The sequence below is a fragment of the Kouleothrix sp. 19917 genome, from assembly GCF_057073505.1.
The window spans coordinates 1,764,186-1,784,104 of record NZ_CP097099.1; the positions used below are offsets into that span (position 1 = coordinate 1,764,186).

Annotated in this window: 11 protein-coding genes; 4 read left to right on the forward strand and 7 right to left on the reverse strand. The window is 64.0% G+C overall.

Features of this window, described 5'->3' with window-relative positions:
- Positions 1–19 precede the first annotated feature (19 nt).
- Positions 20–1,678: an ATP-binding protein gene (locus M1P90_RS07230; RefSeq protein ID WP_483701933.1), complete on the reverse strand. Its 1,659-nt coding sequence runs from the start codon at positions 1,676–1,678 to the stop codon at positions 20–22.
- Positions 1,679–1,823: 145 nt separating this feature from the next.
- On the opposite strand from M1P90_RS07230, the gene M1P90_RS07235 reads away from it, so the two are divergent.
- Positions 1,824–2,297, forward strand: coding sequence for an Hsp20/alpha crystallin family protein (locus tag M1P90_RS07235; RefSeq protein ID WP_483701934.1), 474 nt, complete (start codon positions 1,824–1,826; stop codon positions 2,295–2,297).
- A gap of 170 nt (positions 2,298–2,467) precedes the next feature.
- On the opposite strand, the gene M1P90_RS07240 is transcribed toward M1P90_RS07235, so the two are convergent.
- The 3 genes from M1P90_RS07240 to M1P90_RS07250 all read right to left on the reverse strand — a co-directional run bounded on the left by M1P90_RS07240 (position 2,468) and on the right by M1P90_RS07250 (position 12,674).
- A complete protein-coding gene (locus tag M1P90_RS07240) occupies positions 2,468–3,583 on the reverse strand; it encodes a glycoside hydrolase 5 family protein (protein WP_483701935.1) in 1,116 nt (371 codons plus the stop codon).
- An 83-nt stretch (positions 3,584–3,666) separates the two neighbouring features.
- Entirely contained in the window at positions 3,667–10,431 is a 6,765-nt protein-coding gene (locus M1P90_RS07245; RefSeq protein ID WP_483701936.1) for an ExeM/NucH family extracellular endonuclease, read from the reverse strand.
- Positions 10,432–10,991: 560 nt separating this feature from the next.
- Positions 10,992–12,674 carry a bifunctional metallophosphatase/5'-nucleotidase gene (locus M1P90_RS07250; RefSeq protein ID WP_483701937.1) on the reverse strand — a complete coding sequence of 561 codons (1,683 nt, stop codon included), beginning with the start codon at positions 12,672–12,674 and terminating at the stop codon, positions 10,992–10,994.
- A gap of 185 nt (positions 12,675–12,859) precedes the next feature.
- Here M1P90_RS07250 and M1P90_RS07255 point away from each other — a divergent pair, with 185 nt between their 5' ends.
- Entirely contained in the window at positions 12,860–13,369 is a 510-nt protein-coding gene (locus M1P90_RS07255) for a hypothetical protein (RefSeq protein ID WP_483701938.1), read from the forward strand.
- A 200-nt stretch (positions 13,370–13,569) separates the two neighbouring features.
- On the opposite strand, the gene M1P90_RS07260 is transcribed toward M1P90_RS07255, so the two are convergent.
- From M1P90_RS07260 to M1P90_RS07270, 3 genes are all read right to left on the reverse strand, one after another.
- Positions 13,570–14,367 (reverse strand): MBL fold metallo-hydrolase, encoded by a 798-nt coding sequence (locus M1P90_RS07260; protein WP_483701939.1) that lies wholly within the window; start codon positions 14,365–14,367, stop codon positions 13,570–13,572.
- Between the two features lie 16 nt (positions 14,368–14,383).
- Positions 14,384–15,613, reverse strand: a complete 1,230-nt coding sequence (locus tag M1P90_RS07265) for a trans-sulfuration enzyme family protein (RefSeq protein WP_483701940.1) — start codon at positions 15,611–15,613, stop codon at positions 14,384–14,386.
- A gap of 188 nt (positions 15,614–15,801) precedes the next feature.
- Entirely contained in the window at positions 15,802–17,325 is a 1,524-nt protein-coding gene (locus M1P90_RS07270; protein WP_483701941.1) for a hypothetical protein, read from the reverse strand.
- Positions 17,326–17,520: 195 nt separating this feature from the next.
- On the opposite strand from M1P90_RS07270, the gene M1P90_RS07275 reads away from it, so the two are divergent.
- Complete coding sequence (locus tag M1P90_RS07275) at positions 17,521–18,273, forward strand: polyprenol monophosphomannose synthase (protein ID WP_483701942.1); 753 nt, start codon at positions 17,521–17,523, stop codon at positions 18,271–18,273.
- 1 nt (position 18,274) lies between these two features.
- The gene (locus M1P90_RS07280) at positions 18,275–19,861 is read left to right on the forward strand and encodes a DUF4129 domain-containing protein (RefSeq protein WP_483701943.1); all 1,587 of its coding nucleotides are present in this window, start codon (positions 18,275–18,277) and stop codon (positions 19,859–19,861) included.
- Positions 19,862–19,919: the final 58 nt, after the last annotated feature.

Below are 19,919 nucleotides of genomic sequence, written 5' to 3' on the forward strand. Positions count from 1 at the left end.
AATATTCATAACACAAGCATTATTCATCATTCGCAGTAATCTGCCGGTCGCTGCCCAACGGCGGCGCGACTTCTACCAGCGGCGCTGCGACGGGCGGGCCGGAATCGTCTTCGCCGAGGTCGGGAAGCTGCGGGGTGGCCAGCGGCACCGTGAACGAGAAGCGCGAGCCGCGCCCAGGCTGGCTTTCGACCCAGATGCGCCCGCCCTGCGCCTCGACAAAGGCGCGCGCGAGGAACAGGCCCAGCCCCGCGCCCTGCGTCTCGCGGCGCAGGCGATTGTCGACGCGATAGAAGCGGCGGAACAGCTTGCCCTGCTCTTCGGGCGGGATGCCAATGCCCTGGTCGCTCACCGACACAACCGCGTGCTCGGCGGTGATGCGCCCGGCCACGCGAATGCTGCCACCCTCGGGGCTGTATTTCACCGCGTTCGAGACAAGGTTTTCCAGCACCTGCCGCGTGCGCTCGTAGTCGGCGTGCACGGGCGGGAAATCGGGTGGAAAGCGCAATTCGAAGTTGAAGCGCTCGCCTGCGCCGGCTGCGATGCGCTCGACCACCTGCGCGGCCAGTTGCTGCAGCGGCCAGTCGGTCAGTTCCAGGCGCTGGCCGCCGGCCTGCAGGCGTGAGGCTTCGAGCAGCCCGCCGATCTGGCGTGCCAGCCGGTCGGCTTCTTCTGAAATTACCTGCAAGCCATCGCGCAGCGTCGCCTCATCCCACGTGGCATCTTCGCGCGCCAGCGTCTCGGCGTAGCCCTTAATGATGCTGACCGGCGTTTTCAGCTCGTGCGAGATCACCGAGATAAAGGTGTTCTGCATCTCGGCTTCGATCTGCTGCTCGGTGATGTCGCGCACATTCGCGATTGCGCCCAGGAACTCGCCGGCTGGCCCGCGCTGAATGGCGTAGCGGCTCTGCACATACAGGCGGCGACCGTCGCGGCTTTCGATCCAGCCTTCGACCATGGGCGTGAGCAGGGGTGGGCGGCGCTGCAAGGGGCAATCGACCAGACAGATGTTGGCGCCATTTGGCGAGGTGATGCCAACCACTTCCGCACAGGGGCGGCCCAGCGCCTCGTCACGCGGCCAGCCGGTCAGGTTCTCCATCGCGCGGTTGAAGGTCGTGATTCGCCAGCGCGCATCGAGAATCATCACGCCGTCGGCGCTCTGCTCGATCAGCGCATCGAGCTGCTGTTTGTCGTGCAGCACGCTCTGGTACAGGCGCGCATTGCTCACCGCGATCGCGGCCTGGTCGGCAAATGCCTTCAGCAGCTCTTGCTCTTCGGTGGTGAAGGCGACATTCAGCGCGGCGCGAAACACATAGAGCACACCAACCCGTGTCTGGCGAAAGGTCAGCGGCAGCGCGATCACCTGGCGCAGCGGCAGGCGCGTGTTGCCAGCAACTTCCTGCAGGCGCAAGCCCATGCCGCGCCGGTCGTCGAGCGAGGTGCCGAGCAGGCCGCGAAAGGCCGGCCAGCTTTCGCGCGGCAGGCCCTGCGCCGAATGAACCTGCAGCGCGCCGGTTTCGTCGGGCAGCGCGATCAGGCCGGCGGTGCCGGCCAGCAGATCGACGGCGACATCGATCACCAGATCGAGCACGCTCGTCAGGTCGAGCTGGGCTGTGATTGCGCGGCTGACGCGCAGCAGCAATTCGCGCTGGCGCAGGCGCTGGTCGTTGGTTTCTAACATCGTTCTAACGCTCCGCAGACGTCATTCTAACACAGGGCGGCTATACTCTACAACACATACAGCGCGCGCGGCAAACGGGTTTACGCGATGCTAATGCCCCGCACGCAAACTGTACAAATATAACACGACATAATGGAGGTTTATCATGGCGACGATGACCCGCTGGGATCCCTGGACCGATATGCTCTCGCTGCGCGAGGCAATGAACCAGCTGATGGAAGAAAGCTATGTGCGCCCGGACGCGACGCGTGGCGGCACCAGCTTTGTGCCCGCGCTCGATGTGAGCGAGACGCAGGATGCTTTTCTGGTTGAGGCGGCGGTGCCCGGCCTGAAGCCCGAAGACTTGGAGATCACGGTTGAGAACAGCGTGCTGACGATCAAGGGCGAGACCCGCCAGGACAGCGCGGCCAAGGAGCGCAATTTCCACCGCATCGAGCGGCGCTTTGGCTCGTTCCAGCGCACGATTGGCCTGCCGAAGAGCGTACAGGCCGACGCGATTAAGGCGACGCTGGAGCAGGGCGTGCTGAAGCTGGAGATCCCGAAGGCCGAGGAGATCAAGCCGCGCAAGATTTCGGTGAATGTCACCAACGGCAAGACGATCGAGGCCAGCAACAACTAATTTCCGGCACACGGGCGGGGCGATTGGAGTGATCCAGTCGCCCCGCTTTTTTGTTGCGTATGAGGGCAACAAGCGGATGAGTTGAGCTACAGAGCACACAGAGGGCACCGAGTTGGGTTTCTTGCTCAGTGCTCTCCGTGCTCTCTGTGGCTTAATTATTCTGCCTTCGGCTATAGCGGCTTACGCGCAGCATCACGCACGGCCCAATAAATCGCCTTGGGCGTGCCATCGGGCGCAACAAACGACCAGTTATCCTGGTAGGTGTGGGTAGCCCAGGGCGTGCCGAACTGCCACAAACACATCGCCGCCAGCCAGTCCCACTTGCGTGCCATGTCGTAGGCCTGGAGCGTCCAGCGCAAACGTTCGGAAGGCAGCACGGCGCCGTGCCAGCGCGGGCTGTCGTTCCAGCCGCCTTCGGTGATAATGATCTGTTTCGCGCCGTCGCCGTGCGCCAGCATGAGTGCGCGCAGCAGCTCGACGCGGCGCAGGTTGATTGTGTCTGCGGCGGGCGGCGTTTCGGGCGCAAACCTGCCGCCATAGCTGTGCGCCGCCAGCATGTCGAAGAATGGCGCGGCAGCATTTGCATACAGCGCCTGCAAATAGTCGAGGTCGCTCTGGTGCTCGCTGCCGTCGCTCGTTGTGTCGGTTACAGGCGCGAGGCCAGCGGCAATCACCACCGCGTCGGGCGCGGCGGCGTGGGCACGCGGGTACACTTCTTTCAGCAGCGCGGCGTAGGCAGCCGGGTCGGGCCGCTGGCGCCCCCACTCGAAGGCAAGATTTGGCTCGTTCCAGATGATGACATGGCGCAGGCCGTAGGGCCGGTAGCGCGCCAAAAATGCGGCGACGTAGTTTGCGTAATCGACATAATGTTTGGTTTCAAGCAAGCGGTCGCTGCTGCCCGCCGGGCGCGCCCACTGCGGCACAATATCCAGCCGCGCCACCAGCGTGAGCCCTTGGCGCGTGGCGTGCTGCACCAGCATGTCGAAGCCGGCCCAGTCGTAGCCATAGCGCGAGCGCGGCTGCGCATAGGCCCAGGGGAAAAGCTCGACGACCCAGCTTGCGCCCATTTCGCGCACCTGCACAAAGGTTCGCTGGATGGCGGCTTCGTCGCCCGTGCCGGCCATGCGCGTGTGAATGCCGATTTTGGGGTTGTTGGTGGCGACCTGCTGCTGCGGCGGCAGGTGCAGCGGGCGTGGGCCGCGCAGCGCCCACAATTGCATCGCAAGCAGCGCGGCGAGGGTTAGCACAAGCGCAGCGCGAGGCAGGTGGCGAGAAAGGTTTTGCACACCGCTATTGTATGCGAAGATGTGCAGGAGAATCAAACAGGGCGGGCGTTCGATTGAACGCCCGCCCTGTGTGCAAAATAGCTTTATGGAACGCTGACCTTGGTATCGCCTTCGGCAGCATTGTAGTCGAGCGCCTGGTCGTTGCCTGGGCCGCCATCGAACAGGTCAGCGCCAGTTCCGCCAGTGAGCTTATCGTCGCCCTGCTCGCCATACATCTGGTCGTTGCCGTCGCCGCCGTTGAGCTGATCCTGGCCCTGGCCGCCGTACAGCGTATCGTTGCCGATGCCGCCAGTGAGCTTGTCATCGCCCTGACCGCCATACAGTGCGTCGTCGCCCTGGCCGCCGTCGAGCTGATCCTGGCCCTGGCCGCCGTCCAGCACGTCGTTGCCGTCGTTGCCGTACAGCTTGTCGTCGCCCTGGCCGCCGCACAGCAGGTCGCTGCCGCCATTGCCGGTGAGTGTGTCTTGCGCGCCACCCGCGAACAGCATGTCGGCGCTGGCCGTGCCGGTGAGCGTGTCGTTGTTGCTGGTGCCGGCAATGACCGTAATGGTGGTGGTGGTTGTGTCCGTGCCATCGCTGACACTGATGGTCACAACCGCCGTTCCGCTCTTGCCATTTGCCGTGGCAATCGTGACGGTGCGGCTTGCGCCGCTGCCGCCAAAGGTGACATTCCCGTTCGGCACCAGCGTTGTGTTCGACGAGCTTGCGCTCAGCGTCAGGCTGGCCGCCGAATTGTCGACGTCGTCGAGCGCGAGTGTGTCGACGCCGCGGAAGTCGGCCGCGCACTGGCCCGCCGCCACCATAACGGTTGGCGGGTCGTTCACCGCCGTGACCGCGATGCTAACCGTGGCTGGAGCCGAGTCGCTCGCGCCATCGTTGACGGTGAAGGTGAAGCTGTCGCTGCCGTTGTAGTTTGCGGCGGGCGTGTAGGTCACATTCGGGCCTGTCCCCGTCACAATGCCGTGCGCTGGCTGGGTGTAGGTATATGTCAGCGCGTGGCCTTCGGGGTCGCTGCCGCTGAGCGTGATGTTGACTGGTGTGTCTTCGGCGGTGGTCACGTTCTGGCTGTTGGCCGTCGGCGGCGTGTTGACTAAGTTCAGGCCCACCACCACCGGGTCGTGGTCCGATGTGCGATACGCATTAGGTTCATACAAGGCATCCTGTGCGGCCGGCTTGAACGACGTGTCGTAATCCAGCACATCGGGCTCATCCGAGTTGATGTGCCAGTCGGCTGCGCCAGTTACCTGGGCCGCCATGCTGGCGTTCGCCAGCGCGTGGTCGAGGTAGCCAGCCTGCCCGTCGAAGGTGTACGAGTAGGCATAGTCGCCCTGATACTGCGCGATCAGGTTGGTGAAGTCGTCGCTCGTGCCAGCCGTGTCGTCGGCCCCGGCCTTGATCTCGTCGATTGTGTCTTCCTTGGCGTACGAGTTCAGGTCGCCCAGGATCAGGAAGTCGGGGTCGCCGCTGCCGGTCGGGTCGGTCGCGAGCCAGTCCACCAGCGCCTTCGCCGCCGCCCGACGGGTCTGGCTGCAGTTGCCCTGGCCGTCGTTCAAGTCGGGGTCGCCGACGTCGGTGCAGGCTGATCCCTTCGACTTGAGGTGATTAACCACCACCGTGAAGCGCGCGCCAGTGGCATTGACCTGGAAGGTCTGCGCCAGCGACGGGCGGCTCTTGGTGTCGATGAAACGCGGGTCGACCGCCGAGGTCAGCAGTTTGTACGGCCCGACCGGCGTCACGACGCCCGAGCGGTAGATCAGGCCGACCTTGATCGCGTCGGTGCCGATCGTGCCGGTGTCGATGTAGGCGTAGCCCGACATGCCCGACGTGATGCTCTGGAGCGGCTCGACACCGGTGCTGTTTTCCAGCTCGTTCAGCCCGATGACATCGGCGTCGAGGCCCGTCAGCGCCTGCAGCAGCTTGTCGCGCTGACGTGTGAACTCAGTGGACTGATCGCTGTCCCAGCCGCGGCATTCCTGGTTGTTGGCCGGGCCACACTTGTTGTCCAGCGCGTTGCCTGTTGGGTAGTCGGCGGTGACGAAGAAGTTGAGCGTGTTCATCGCCGCCACGCGCAGGTTGCCGCCCACGGCACCGGGCGCGGCCGGGCGCGGGTTTGCAGCGGTGTAATCGGCCGGGCCGGTGGGCACGAGCCGGTACAGGCTGAAGTCGTAGCCGAGCACGCCGATCGCATTCTGCACCGTATCACCGCCACGGAACAGGTTGTTCAGCGAGAATGGCTGGCCGTTCGGGTGGCGCAGCACGGGCGGGTTCTGCGCGCTCTGCGCGTCGTCGAGCGTGATTCGGCTGAGCGCATTCGCGGCCGTGCGGGCGTTGGCTGCCGCGCCCGGCTCGTCGAGCGCCGTGCCGGTGAAGGGGCGTGGTTCGCCATTCAGCGGCTTGGCCAGCACGATCTCGCCGAAGCGGTCGTAGTTGAAGTATTCGGCGATCACCAGCGGCTCGGGGAAGCGCACCAGCATGCCTTCGTAGCGCTCGGGGTCGGTTGCGCTGGCGAACGGCAGGGTCACATCGGTTGCTGGCACGGAGCCGGTGCCGCAGACGAGAATATTTGCGCTCGTCACGGCGGCAGAGTCGCTGTTCGAGCCGTTCAGCGCAGTCTGGCTGAAGCGCTCGCGGGCATAGCCGGTCACGCGCACAACCTGCCCGATGCTCACGGTGTCGGCGCTGCCAGTGAAGACGAAGATGCCATCCGAGGTGGCCGTGTTGCCGTCACCAGTCAGGTCTTGTAGGTAGAAGCCGGAGGCGGCGGCAGTGCCCTCAAAGTCGCCAACAACCACACCCTGCGTGGTGACGTCGCCGGTGATTGCTGCGGCCGTGCCACTGCCCTGAATGCTGTAGATGTGCGTATAGTTGGCCGAGCAGGGATCGATGGCCGTGACAGTCAGCGCAATTGCGCCACTGCCGGTGCGGCCTTGCGCGTCGGCAACCGTGAATGGCAGGCTTTTCGCGCCGGCAACCGTATTCGCGCTCACTGTTGCGGTGAACGAGAAGTTGTTATTGCCATTGTCGGTGAACGCCTGCGTCGCCGAGCCGCCAATCGAGCTCAGGTCGGCCGTGACGGTGGTGCCGGTGCTGGCCGGGTTTGTGCCGGGCGTCACCACCACCGTCAGGGTCGTCTGGCCGCCTGCGGTCACAGTGCTCGGGCTTGCCGTGCCGGTGCCGCTCGGGTTGGTGGGCGTAGTCACACCGCACGGTGTAAGCGCCGAAGCAAGGTTCTGCGGTGTGCCTGGCGTGACCATTGCAAAGTCAGCCGAGTTGTCATCGGTATCGACGCACTCATTGTTTCGTCGGTAGCTGCGGTCGCTGTTGGCCGAACCAAAACTTCCCAGCCGCGTGCCCTCGCCATAAGCCGAGCCGCTGCTCATGCCGACCTGATCGATGATTACGTTGCTGGCGCTGAGCAGTGCAACACCACCATCGTCGGCGATGCCGGTTGTCAGGCCAGTGGCATTATCGCCTGCCACAGTGCCTGAGTAACCCGATGAAGCTGTGCGATTTACCGCAAGATAGTGCTGCCCTGGCTGTAGCACAATGTTCGACCCAAGAGTCAAACGCGTGCTGGTTGCACCGGCGCTGCTTGAGCCATTGATCTTCCAGCCGCTGATGTCAACCGCGCTGGACGAGCTGTTGAACAGCTCATAAAACTCGTCGTTGCCACCAACTGGGCCGCGCGTGCGGAACTCACTAATCACCACGCTTGCGCCCGCCGCCGGTGCCTGCACGGTCAGGCTGATCGTGCCGCTGGCGCTGCGCCCTTCCGCATCGGCAATGGTGAATGGCAGGCTCTTCGCGCCGGCGGCGGTGTTCGCGTTCACGGTTGCAGTGAACGAGTAGTTGCCACTGCCGTTGCTTGTGAATGCCTGTGTTGCCGAGCCGCCAATCGCGGTCAGGTCGGCCTTGACGGTGATGCCCGTGCTGGTTGGGTTAGAACCCGGCGTCACAACCACCGTCAGCGTGGTGCTGTCGCCCGCAGTGACCGTGCTGGGGCTGGCCGAGCCGGTACCGCTCGGGTCGGTCTGCGTCGGCGTACCGGTCAGGTTCAGGCCCACAACCACCGGGTCGTGATCCGAGGCGCGATACGGCGTGGGGGTGTAGAAATCCTGTGGCTTGAATTCAGTGTTGTAATCAATCACCGAAGGTTCGTCGGCGTTGATATGCCACTCGGTCACGCCGCTGATCTGGCTGTTCAGGCTGCTCGTCGCCAGCGCGTGGTCGAGGTAGCCCGACATGCCGTCGAACACATACGAGTAGGCGGAGGTGCCGATCTTATCCTCAATGGTGTTGATCAGGCCGCCGGTCGTCAGCGCCTGAATCGGGTCTTCCATACCATAGGCGTTCAGGTCGCCAATCACCAGCACATCCGGGTCGCCAACGGCGGCCTGGCGCGCGCTGATGAAGTTCAGCAATTCCTGGGCCTGGCGGGTGCGCTTGACGTTCCAGCAGCCCTGGCCGTCGCCCTGGTCGGTGTCGACGCCGCTGGTTGGGCAGCTGCCCTTCGACTTGAAGTGGTTGACGATCACGGTGAACTTCGCGCCACTGGCGCTGTGCTGGAAGGTCTGCGCCAGCGGCGGCCGGTCAAACAGCGCGCCGTAGGTTGCGTCGGTGAACTGATAATTGACTGCCGCGCCAACCGGGCTGACCAGCGCGGGCTGGTAGATCATCGCCACCTTGATCTCGTCGGTGCCGGGCGCAGGCTCGACGACAAACGCATACGTGCCCGCGCTGGTGGCGGCATTCAGGCCATTGACGAGATCCTGAATGGCGCTGAGCGCGTCGCTGCCGTCGTTCTCCATTTCCATCAGGCCGGCCACCGCTGGGTCGATCGCCGTGATCGCGGCGATGATCTTGTCGCGCTGGCGGGCGAACTCGGCGGCAGTGCTGGCACCGCGCGACGTTGGGAAGCCGCCGCCCGAGCCATTGCCGTTGAAGTAGTTCAGCACGTTGAAGCTGGCGACTTTGGCGTTGCCGCCAACCGCTTCCGGCGCGCTGGTGCGGTTGTTCACGCGGGCGATAGTCACCGGCTGAGTCGGCTGAAGGCGATAGTCGCGGATGCTGGTGTCGGAGTTGACCGCGCCGAAGTCGAGCGCGCCCACCAGGTTGCTGGCGGTGTCACCGGCACGCAGGGTGTTATTTTGGCCAATGTATGGAATCGGACTCGGATTCTGCGCGCTGTTGCCATCGTCGAGCACGATCAGGCTGCGGGCGTTTTTGTTTGCCTCATTAATAGCTTGCGTACTACCGGCATCGAATAGGTTGGTCGGCTGATACAAGCGTCCGCCCGCGCCCAGCGTAACCTGGCCGTAGCGGCCCTGGAAGAAGTTCTGCTGAACCGTCAGCGTCTCGGGGATGCTGACGAGCATGCCTTCATACTGTTCCAGGTCGCCTTCGGTTGTTTCGGGCAGGTGAACGGTTGTCGGCGTCAGCGTCTGGTTCGTGCCACACTTGACAATGCTGGTAACGCTGGTCAGTTCGGTCAGCCCCTGGAACTCCGAGGCCGTGCCGCTCACCTGCACCGCGTCGCCAACGGCCACGTCGAAGCCGAACCAATCGGTGTTTGCGCTTGGCACAAACACAAACAGGCCATCCGACGTTGCAGGGTTGCCATCGCCAGCCGGATCCTGAATGTAGAAGCCGTTCTGGCCGGGGCTGCCCTGGACATCCGCAACCACAACGCCGCGAACGGTGCGATTCTGACCGTTGGCGGTATTCGTGTCAGTGGTGCCTTGCAGCGCCGGGATGCTAACGAGCGTCGAGCTCGGCGTTGGGCAGCTGCCGGCCGGCGGGTTGACCGTGACTGCGACGGTTGCCGTTGCTGTCTGGTTCGTAGTATTGTCGAACCGAATGTCGACGCTGTAGGTGCCAGCAGGTACGTTGCCGTTGACGTCCAGCGAGACGCTGGCGTTGTTCCCGCCGCTGAAATTATTCAGCGAGATGCCTGCAACCGCTGCGCTCGTAATCGTCGCGCCCGTAATCGTGCTGTCGGGGTCGCTGGCTGTCACGGTTGCCGATGCCGCCGTGCCCTCGGTGGTCGTCAGTGTCGTTGCGCCGCCCGTCGTGATCGGCTGGTCGGCAACGACGGTGCCGTGAGGGGTCAGCGAAAAATCGTCAACCGCCAGACCATCGTCCGAGCCTGTGGCGTTGAAATCGGTCCAGCGAATCCAGAATGTCGCGCCATTAGCGATTGTGAGATTGCTGATCGAGCCACTGATCGCAGCGCGGTTCGCGCTTGCGTTGCCATCGAGCGCGCCCACAGCGGCAGCGGTCTTCACAAGATTGGTGAAATCTAATCCATTAACATCAGTCCAGGTACCAGTCGTAAGGCTGGTCGCATCGGTGCTGTACTGGAAGTCCATGCGATCGTCGCGCGCAGTGCTGTTGTTGCCAATGCGCCACTGCTCGCCGACATAGGCGATGTCGAGCGAGGTAATTGTGGTGCCGGTATCGTTGGCGAAGCTGGCACCAATGGTTGGAACAACACTGCCGCTGAGAAGGCCACCGAAGGCACGATCGGTTGCGGCAGTTGCGCCGAAACTGTAGGTGTCGCCAGCGGTGCCCGAGCCTGTTCCGGCAGTGTAGGTTGTATTTGCACCTGTGCCGGATTCGCTGAAGTTCCAGCCCGCTGGCGTATTTGCGGCCAGCGTGCCTGTACTGGAGCTAACAAGCGTATTGAAGTTTTCGGTATATGCTGCGCCATCGGTTGTCAAGCTCACGCTGCCAGCCGCAAAAGCGGGCTGCGCGACACCCAGCAACTGGGTGAACAAAAGCGCAAAAGCGATGACGGCGCGCGCCCAGCGCCACCGTGCCGGGGAGGACGATAATCCCACCAATGCCATGACCTTTCTCCTTGCTGGCCCACTCTCCAACTGTGGGTGTGAATACCACATGCAACACTGACGATCGAGCCGCATACAAACGGCGCATGCATGAGCACGCGCCACGAGTTCGCGACTCACGCCATTGTGGTCTCGCGCTGTATTGATGGTCCCTGATGCAGATGCTGGTATCCTAACAAATCATATGCCGTTTTGTCAAAGCTATGGTGCAGCCGCGCAATGAACCGCAGGAGCACATTAGTATTCTGGAAAATACATTTCCCTGTACTCAGCTTCCAGGAAGCTGAAGCTAGTTTTGCTTCAATCTGATAGCCAGATGAGCTTCCTGGAAGCTTGCCCGTTGTAGAAAAGAACTTTCTTTCCAGAATAATTAGGATAAGCTGAGGTTAAGTGCGAATAAAACGTAATCATGGGACGCCGCGCACTTGCCTGGGTGGCTGGCCGAGCAATCCACCTGAAATATTGTCACCCGTCGTCATCGACGGTTGTTTGCGAGCGATATGTTCGGGGAAAATGGAGCGGCCGGGCGCGGATGTTCCGGCCCGACCGCTGGTGAATGCTTACGGCAGTTTTGTGATGCGCCCCTCGATGGTCGGGCTAATGGTACCCTTGCCCTGGATGTAGGTGAGCAGGTCGTTCGCCATGATGTTGCGCGTCACACCCTGGCCGTCTTTGAACATCGTGTAGGAGTCGCCGCCGGCGTTGGTGAAGTCGTTCGTCACGAAGGTGTACGACACGCCGGCGTCATTCGGGATGGGCGTGCCATCTGTGAGCGCCACAGACACAACCCGGCTACCCGACGCCGCCGAGCACGAGAAGCTGAACTTGAAGCCCGAAATCTGCGGGAAGCGGCCATCGGCACCGTTGCAGGTGCTGACGCTGATCTGGCTGACGCCATTCTCAAGCGCGGCCCACAGCTGAGCGCCGGTTACGGTTCGCGTTACCGATGAGTTACCGAACGGCAGCACAGCAAATACGTCGCCAATTACCAGATCATAGGGCGGGCCAGCAGCGTAACCAGCTGAGGTGCGGCGCAGCGAGGTGTTCTGTGGTGTGTAGCTTGAGGGTAGCGGGGCACGCAGACCGCCGGAGTTGGTCAGAGCCAGCTGAGTGCCATAGGTGGCGCGCAGCGCGTCGGCCACCAGATTGCCAATGGCCACTTCGCCACTGCGCTCGACATTACTACCGCGCGGGAACAGGCCCGTAGCAATGCCGATCTGCTGATCAAAGGCTGCAGCCAGCTGAGTCCGATACGGAGCCAGCATATTCACAACCGCCGGATCGGGCGTCACTGCGCTCGAAAGCGGCGTGACAAACGTCACGTTTTTGCTGCTCACGCGGCCGTTGGAAGGGTCAACTTTCAGCGTGACACGGCTGTACGTGGCGCCCTTGCTCTTGTTCTCGGTCACCAGCGCGTTGTTGATTGTGCCACTATACTGAAAATCGGTGTGGTCGCCCAGGATGACATCGAAGCCGCCGACGTTGCTGGCGAAATCAATCAGCGGGCCGGTTGGGTTGCCATTGGCGTCTGCGCCCGTCACACCAGCGTGAATCAGCACCACAAAGACCTGCGCACCAGCCGCCTTGGCAGCCGCTCGGGTTTTGTTTGCGGCGGGGATCGGGTCGGTGATCTGGATCGAGCCAAAGTTGCCGGGGAACACCAGCGTCGGCGCTTCGGGGTTCGTGATGCCAATCACGGCAACCTTCACGCCGCCGACTGTGAAGATTTTGTACGGCTGAATGCCAGTGACACTGTTCTGGCTGAGATTCTTGAGGTTGGCCGACAGGTAGGTGTATGGCGTTCCCACCTCGGTTGTCGAACCGGCGAGATTGATCTGGCTTTGCAGACGCGCCAAGCCCGCGTCGAAGTTGTGGTTGCCAAGCGTGTCGGCGTCGAAGCCCATCAGGCGCATCGCCTTGATTGCCGGCTCATCGGCGAAGAAGCCCGACAGCGGCGGCGTTGCACCCACGCCATCGCCAGCAGTCAGCGTTAATGTATTCGGGTTGGCGGCGCGATCCTGCTTGAAGTAGGTTGAGAGTTGCGCGGCTCCACCAACATTTCCAACACCTGTGATCGAAAGGGGGTCGAGCTGCCCGTGCCAGTCCGACACATTCAGGATCTGGATTTCGACGGGCTGCCGTGCTGCAGCATTGACGGTTGTGATGAGGCATGCGATGGCGAGCAGGGCAGCCAACAGGCCTACCCAGCGGGCGCGAGGATGCGCCCGGGATCCGCTGAACATAGCGTTTCTCCTAATGCAGTTGTGCTGACTCCGAACTGAAGCGGGGAATACTGACATATACAAAGAGCAGCTTTCGGGCAAAAAAATACATGGCCCGAGGCGCTTCCGACCTGGCCTGCCCGGCACGCAGCGTGCGCGCAAAGACCGTATGCTATAATCGCCGCATTTCATACATGGGGTGAAGCATGCCTGGTTCAGCGATGCACCGTGTTTTCCTCTTCCTGATGCTGTGCGCAATTGTTTTGTCGCACGCTGGTGCTGTGTCCGCGCATGGTGGGCCGCCCCGCGTCGAGATCGGCGACACGCACGCAAGCGCAGGCGATTCGCTGGAGGTGCGCGGCATTAATTTGGGGGCTGATCTGGAAGTGGCTGTGACGCTGGTCGGCGGCGATACTGTGATTCCGCTTGGTAGTGCCATTTGCGATGGGCAGGGCGACTTCACGGCTTTTTACAATTTGCCACAGAAGCTGGCCGCTGGCTCATATACCGTGCGCGCAGTGAACTCGTCCGACCAGCTCGTTGAAACTCACCTCGAAATCGAAGGCGCAGTAAGTGTTGCGCGGCTCCAGCGGTGGATGGCAAGCCTGCCGGGTGTTCAGTGGTCCCTGTTGCTTGGCGCACTCGCCCTGGTTCTTGGTATCATTGCCGGGCTTCTGCACTGGAAAGAACGTCAGACCGCAGTAAAAGAAGGATGACAATATTGTCATCTGCGGATGTGGGCAAGCATCTCACATTCGTTTACCATGGCAACGCCCCGGCTCAACATCGAGTCGGGGCGTTTTGTGTGCTCGCATCGCCATTGATGCGGGCCAGATGGCGGCCAACGGTCGCGGGGTGGGCACGCCAACGTTTTTGGGTGATTGTTATACCGACGCGCGTGGCTAACGGTTACGCGCTAGCGGAATAATTCGAGCTGCTGCAGGTGCCGGTCGCTTTCCCACACCAGCGGGGCCTGGCGCGGCAGCGCATGGAGCTGAATGCACGACACCGCTGCCATCGAGAGCACATTGGTGATGATGTTGAGCGCAATATGGGGCGAGTTGGCGCGCTCGGACATGTGCGCCAGCCAGGCGGTGCGCCGCCGGCCATCCGCACCCAGGCGGGCCAGCAGCGCCCCCGCGTCGACGTTGTCGAGGTGGCCGCGCGGGCTGAAGATGCGCTGTTTCACGGCCCAGTCGTAGGGGGCAACGCGCAGCTTTTCGCGGTCGTGGTTGGCTTCCAGCACCACCAGATCAGCGTCGCGCAAGCCTTCCAGCACCGTTTCGTCCCAGCTGCCCAGGTCGATTGCCACGCCCACGCACCAGCTGCCCACCCGCACGCAGTAGCCCACCGGCGCGGCGGCGTCGTGCGATACGGGGAAGCTGCGCAGACTGAACGGCCCGATTTGGAGCGCGCCGCCCACCTCCATCAGCCGCACCTCCGCGCCGCTGAGCGCGCCACTGAGGACGCTGGCGGTCGGGCGGTTGGCGACAACAGGGATCTGGTGGCGGCGCGCCATCGGCCCCGCGCTGTGGGTGTGGTCGCCGTGCTCGTGCGTCAGCACAATTGCCGCGAGGTCGCTGGGCTTCAGGCCGGCGTGCGCGAGGTGGCGCTCGATCCGGCGCTGCGGCAGCCCGCAGTCGATCAGCAGCGCGCTGCCGTCGGCGTGGATGAGCAGCGCATTGCCGCTGCTGCCCGATGCAAATGAGGTCACACGCAGGTTCACGGCGCTAGCCCTCGCCGCCGGCCAGCGCCTGGCGCAGATCGGCAATAATATCGTCGGCGTCCTCGATGCCGATCGACAGGCGCGCCATGCCTTCGCCAATGCCACGCTCGGCGCGCTGCTCGGCCGTCAGGTCGCGGTGCGATGAGATCTGCGGCAGCGTGATCAAGGTGTAGATATCGCCCAGGCTGGTGGCGGGCAAAATCATCTGCAGCCGGTCGACAAACGCAAACATCGCGGCGCGGTCGGCGTCGCGCAGGTCGAACGAGACCATCGCGCCAAAGCGCCCGTCGAAGGCGCGCGCCGCCAGCTCGTACTGCGGGTGCGAAGCGAGGCCGGGGTAATAGACATGCGCGACTTCGGGCTGGTCGGCCAGCCACGCGGCCACGGCAGCGGCATTTTCGCACTGCTGGCGCACGCGCAGGGCCAGCGTTTTCACGCCGCGCAGAATAAGCTGCGCCTCGAACGGGCCGAGCAGGCTGCCCAGCAGCTTGGAATAGCGCCGCAGCGTGTCGCGCACGAGCGAGGCGCGCGCCACCACCACGCCGCCGGCCGCGTCGGCATGCCCACCCAGGTATTTCGTGGCGCTGTGCACCACCAGGTCGGCACCGAGCGCGAGCGGGCGCTGCACAATCGGTGTCGTCATGGTATTGTCGACAATCAGGCGCGCGCCGATGGCCTTGGCGCGGCGGGCCAGCTCGGCCACATCGACGACCTTGAGCAACGGGTTCGAAATCTGCTCGACCAGCATCACGTCGGGGGCGTGCGCGGCAATCGCCGCATCGACTGCCGCAAGGTCGCACATATCGCAAAACGCCACTGGCGTACCCTGCGAGGCGAAGAAATCCTGCAGCAGGTTGGTCGTCGCGCCATACAGGTCGCGCGCGGCCAGGATGCCGCGAATGCGCGGGTGCGTGCCGCCGCGTGGCGTGCCAGCCACCAGCAGCGCGGCATGCAGCGCCGCCATACCCGAGCCAAAGGTCACCGCGCCAATGCCCTGCTCCGCCGCCGCCATCACGCGCTCAAGCGCGTTCACCGTTGGGTTGCCATAGCGCGCATAGACATAATCTTCGCCATTCGCAAAGGCCTGGTCGAGGTCTTCGGCGCTGTCGTAGACGTAGGTGGTGGCGGTATAAACCGGCGTGGCGGTCGGGCGGCCGGCGGGCGGCTGGCTGCGCTCGCCTTCGTGGATCAGGCGCGTCGCGAGGTTCCAGTTCGGGTTGGCGCGTTTGGGCATTGCAAGCGGCTCCTGTGTTGTTCTGGGCTGGCGCAGAGTATAGCACAGCTTTGCTGATTCGTTGCGACGACCGACGACCCAGCAGGCTATGTTAAAGCTCTCAAAACCATCCACAGATTACGCAGATTACGCAGATGAGAGACCTCATATCTGCGTAATGTGTGTAATCTGTGGATAGATCTCGTTTCCTATTGTCGCTCGTAAATCTCGGCGCGTGTGTCGGCATAGACGCGCTGCCAGCGTGGGTCGGCGGCCAGGGCGGCAGCCAGGCGCGGCATGGTCACCGTATCGAGCAGCACGCGCCCCACGCCATACTTGCCGAGCAGCGCATTGTAGTCACGCGCCTCGCGAATCGCCACATAATCCTGCCACAGCGCGTTGGGGTACAGCTCGATGCGCGGGTCGATAAATACCTGCGCCGCGGGATAAAGCGCCCAGTCGAGGTAAGAGCCGTAGCCCATGTCGTTGAATAGCCGCCCACCGGGGTGTGCGCGCAGGTACTCGGTCGCCGCCACCGGCGTTTCGTTGCTGAACAGCTCGGGCGCGCCCGGCACCGGCGCAAACAGCGCCTTGTAGGGCGCAGGCAGGCCCAGCGCGGCCTTGAACGGCGGCTGCACCACCACGACCAGCGCCACGAGCGCCAGCGCCATAATCGTGCTCGGCCCCTGCAGGCGCGGCGCAGTTGGGCGCGCACCCAGGCCGCGCGGGGCCGACAAGCTCTGCGCCAGGAGTGGCATTGCGATCATTCCATACCACACCACATTGCGCTGGCTGCCCCATGCCAGCCACAAAAACGCGCAGGCCAGCAGCAGGTCGGTGAGCGTTGGGCGGCGGCGAGCAAGCGCAAACGCGGCCAGCAAGGCCAGGATGGAAAAGAAAAAGACCGTGTTGGCAATTCCACGCGGCGCGGGCGGCTGCCACTCGCTCACCAGCGATTGAATTGAGCCGTTCGAGAGCAGCGTGCGCACATAGCCAAAAATGCCCGCGCCGCTCGGGTTGATCAGCGTGGCAGCCACCGTGCCAGCCGCCGCAAGATACAGTCGCGCCAGCCTGCTCCCGTCGGGCGCGCCGGCCTGGCGCAGCAGCCGCCGCAGGGTTTCGCCCGCCACCACCACCGCCAGCATGCCCAGGCCCAGCGCAAACGCGCCATGCACATTCACCCAGAAGGCCATGATCACGGGCAGCGCAATGAGCACACGCGGCCGTGCCTGCCAGGCGGCATACGCGCCCAGGATCAGCGCAAACAGCGCAAACGGCACCCACGACCAGTTTTGCGTGCGCGTGGGCAGGTTGTTGATCGTCATCAGCGCGGCCAGCAGCGCCGCCAGCCCAGCCAGACGCCACGAGCCGCTGCGCCGGCGGGCCTCGGCCGCCACTAGCCCGAAGGCGGCCAGCGCCAGCAGGTTGCGCGCCATCACCGCCGCGCCCAGCCCGCCAGCGCGATAGAGCGCGTAGAACAGCCACTCGCCCAGCCAGGTCGCGTAGGTATACGGATACTCGGCTGGCAGTGTCCACGCAAACAGGTTTGTGCTGGGGATTCCGCTGGTCGCTACCAGCTCGCCGGCTTTGAGATGCCACCAGAAATCGTGCGGCGGTGTGGGCACCAGCGCCACAAATGCGCCGATCAGCGCCAGCGCCATAATCGCCCATAGCTGCTCGATGCCGGGCAGCGGCAGGTGGCGCCGGGCGGGTTTTTGCTCTGCCTGAGACATGCTCATCCTCGCGATTCACGCCGGGGAAGGCGCGTGTGCAATCGTCATGGCATTGCCGCCGATTCGCTGCTGATATCGCTCAGAGTTTCGGCTATGCTTGCGGGTACGGCGGCATGTGGCGCCGCATTTGAACGAACCGAAACGCCAGCGTATAATACCCGATACCCGCGGCTTCGGCGAATAACAAGGTGGAGCATGATTCTACAAGCGATCGAACACGACCAGGCGAACGAGCGGCTCACCACCGTCGCCGATTGCACCGTCGTCATCCCCACGTATAACGAGCGCGAAAATATTGGCGAGCTGATCCCGCGTGTGCTGGAGCTGCCGCGCTTCCGTGTGCTGGTCGTCGACGATAATTCGCCCGACGGCACCGCCGAAATCGTGCGCGACCTTGCGCGCGACGAGCCGCGCATCGGGCTGCTTTCGCGCCCTGGCAAGCAGGGCCTGGGCCGCGCCTACCTGGCTGGCTTTCGGCGCGCGCTGGCCGAAGGCGCTGAGTTTATTTGCGAGATGGACGCCGATTTCTCGCACGACCCGCGCTACCTGCCCGATCTGCTGGCCGCCGCCGAGGCGCGCTACGACCTGGTGCTTGGCTCGCGCTATGTGCGCGGCGGCGGCACCGTCAACTGGGGGCTGGCGCGCCAGCTGATCAGCCGGGGCGGCAATGTGTATGCGCGCGCCATTCTTGGCCTGCCCGTTTCCGACGCGACGGGCGGCTTCCGCTGCTACCGGCGGCGCGTGCTCGAAACGCTCGACCTCAACGCCATCCAGTCGAATGGCTACTCCTTCCAGATCGAAATGGTCTATCGCACGCGCCGCGCCGGCTTTCGCGTGGGCGAAGTGCCGATCATCTTCCCCGACCGGCGCGTCGGCCAGTCGAAAATGTCGCGCCGCATTGTGCTGGAGGCGCTGCTGACGGTCTGGCGTCTGCGGTTCGGGCGCTGATATGCGAACGTTCAACCGCCAGGGTCTGCTGCTGGCCGCGCTGATGCTTGCGGCGCTGGTGGCGGCGCTGTGCGGGCCGATCACGCGCTTTGTGGTCGATTGGCAGCCAGCCTACCTCGTTGGCGCGAGCTTGCTGATCGCGCTGGAGGCCGGCGTGATCCACATGGTCTTCCGGCGCAGCGCAATGTGGTTCGATGAGCTGCTGCGCTACCTCGTGCCCGAGCTGTTTGTGATGGCGGTGCTGATGCGCCTTGCGACCGCGTTAGCGCGCGGGCAGCTGCTCGAACAGGCGCGGGCCTGGCTCTACGATCCCCTGAGCGTGTTCGATATCGGCTTTATGTTTGCGCTCATGCTGGGCTTTCTGGTGGGCTTGTTCGCGCACGCAATTATGAGCGACCTGCTGGTGCTGGAGCCAAGCGATGCCGAAAAGAACCTGCGCGTGCGCGACGACATGCAGCACGCTGTGACGGTCGCCACGCAGGATCGGCATGCGGCCCTGCGGCGCATTGGCGCGCGCTTTGTGCAGGGCGGCGCGCTGCTGCTGGTGGCACTGGCGATTGAGTCGGTGAATGTTGGGCAGATCAGCGCGCCGGGTTTGCCACCGTCAACCCTCAGCAGCGTGGCGGCAGTGGTCTACTTCACCTGCGGTTTCTTGCTGTATAGCCAGGCCCGGCTGGCGCTGCTGCGCTCGCGCTGGCAGCTTGATGGCGCGCAGGTTGCCGCCGAAGTGCCGCGCCGCTGGTCGCGCGTGAGCTGGCTGATTATTGGCGGTGTGCTGGGCGTGGGCGCACTGCTGCCGCGCGCCTATGGTCTGGGCTTGCTGGCTACCTTGCAGCATACCCTCGGCCTGCTGGGCTATGGCATTGCGCTGGCGGGCTATGCGCTGACCACGTTGATCAGTTTGCTGGCGGTGCTGCCGCTGCTGCTGATTTCGTGGCTTTCCGGCCGCAGCACCACCAGCAGCGAGCCGCTGGGCTTGCCGCAATTTCCCCCGCCACCCGATGCGCCGCCGCCCGCCGCGTATGAGCCGAATCTGGGCGCGTCGCTGATTTTCTGGATGTGCATGGTGCTGCTGGCGGTTTACGCCGGCTCGATTGTGGTGCAGCGTAACCCTGGCCTGGTGCGCGCGCTCACGCAGCGCGGGCCGATTCTGTGGCTGTTGCAGCGCCTGAGCTGGCTGTGGCGCGACACGCGAGCCTGGGCCGGGCATGCCGCCGAGCGCGCCCGCACGCTGCTGGCGCGGCCAGCTGAATCGCGCCGCCAGCGCATTCCGTCGCTGCGGCTTGGCCGGCTTGCGCCACGCGAGCTGGTGCGCTACTTCTATCGCTCGACCTTGCAGCGCGCCGCTGCTGGCGGATTGCCGCGCCGCCGCAGCCAGACGCCCTACGAGTACAGCGCGCGCCTTGCCGAGCAGATCCCCGATGCCCAGCCCGACCTTGCCGAGCTGACCGAGGCGTTTGTGCTGGCCGAATACAGCCCGCGCCCGCTCGACGCCGAGGCCGCGCGCCGCGCCCGCCGCCCGTGGGAGCGCGTGCGCCGAAAATTACGCAAGCTCGCCCACCCAGAAGATAGCCCTCCCGCTAGCTAAGGTTTTAACGTTCGCAGGTTGCAGGTTCACAAGTTCTTCGGTCGTCGCTAATCTCCAG

Bases quoted from the DNA above. Each gene is read 5' to 3' on its own strand.
- M1P90_RS07230 (WP_483701933.1), bottom strand. From the start codon at position 1,678: ATGTTAGAAACCAACGACCAGCGCCTGCGCCAGCGCGAATTGCTGCTG.
- M1P90_RS07280 (WP_483701943.1), top strand. From the start codon at position 18,275: ATGCGAACGTTCAACCGCCAGGGTCTGCTGCTGGCCGCGCTGATGCTT.
- M1P90_RS07235 (WP_483701934.1), top strand. From the start codon at position 1,824: ATGGCGACGATGACCCGCTGGGATCCCTGGACCGATATGCTCTCGCTG.
- M1P90_RS07265 (WP_483701940.1), bottom strand. From the start codon at position 15,613: ATGCCCAAACGCGCCAACCCGAACTGGAACCTCGCGACGCGCCTGATC.
- M1P90_RS07250 (WP_483701937.1), bottom strand. From the start codon at position 12,674: ATGTTCAGCGGATCCCGGGCGCATCCTCGCGCCCGCTGGGTAGGCCTG.
- M1P90_RS07270 (WP_483701941.1), bottom strand. From the start codon at position 17,325: ATGTCTCAGGCAGAGCAAAAACCCGCCCGGCGCCACCTGCCGCTGCCC.
- M1P90_RS07255 (WP_483701938.1), top strand. From the start codon at position 12,860: ATGCCTGGTTCAGCGATGCACCGTGTTTTCCTCTTCCTGATGCTGTGC.
- M1P90_RS07245 (WP_483701936.1), bottom strand. From the start codon at position 10,431: ATGGCATTGGTGGGATTATCGTCCTCCCCGGCACGGTGGCGCTGGGCG.
- M1P90_RS07275 (WP_483701942.1), top strand. From the start codon at position 17,521: ATGATTCTACAAGCGATCGAACACGACCAGGCGAACGAGCGGCTCACC.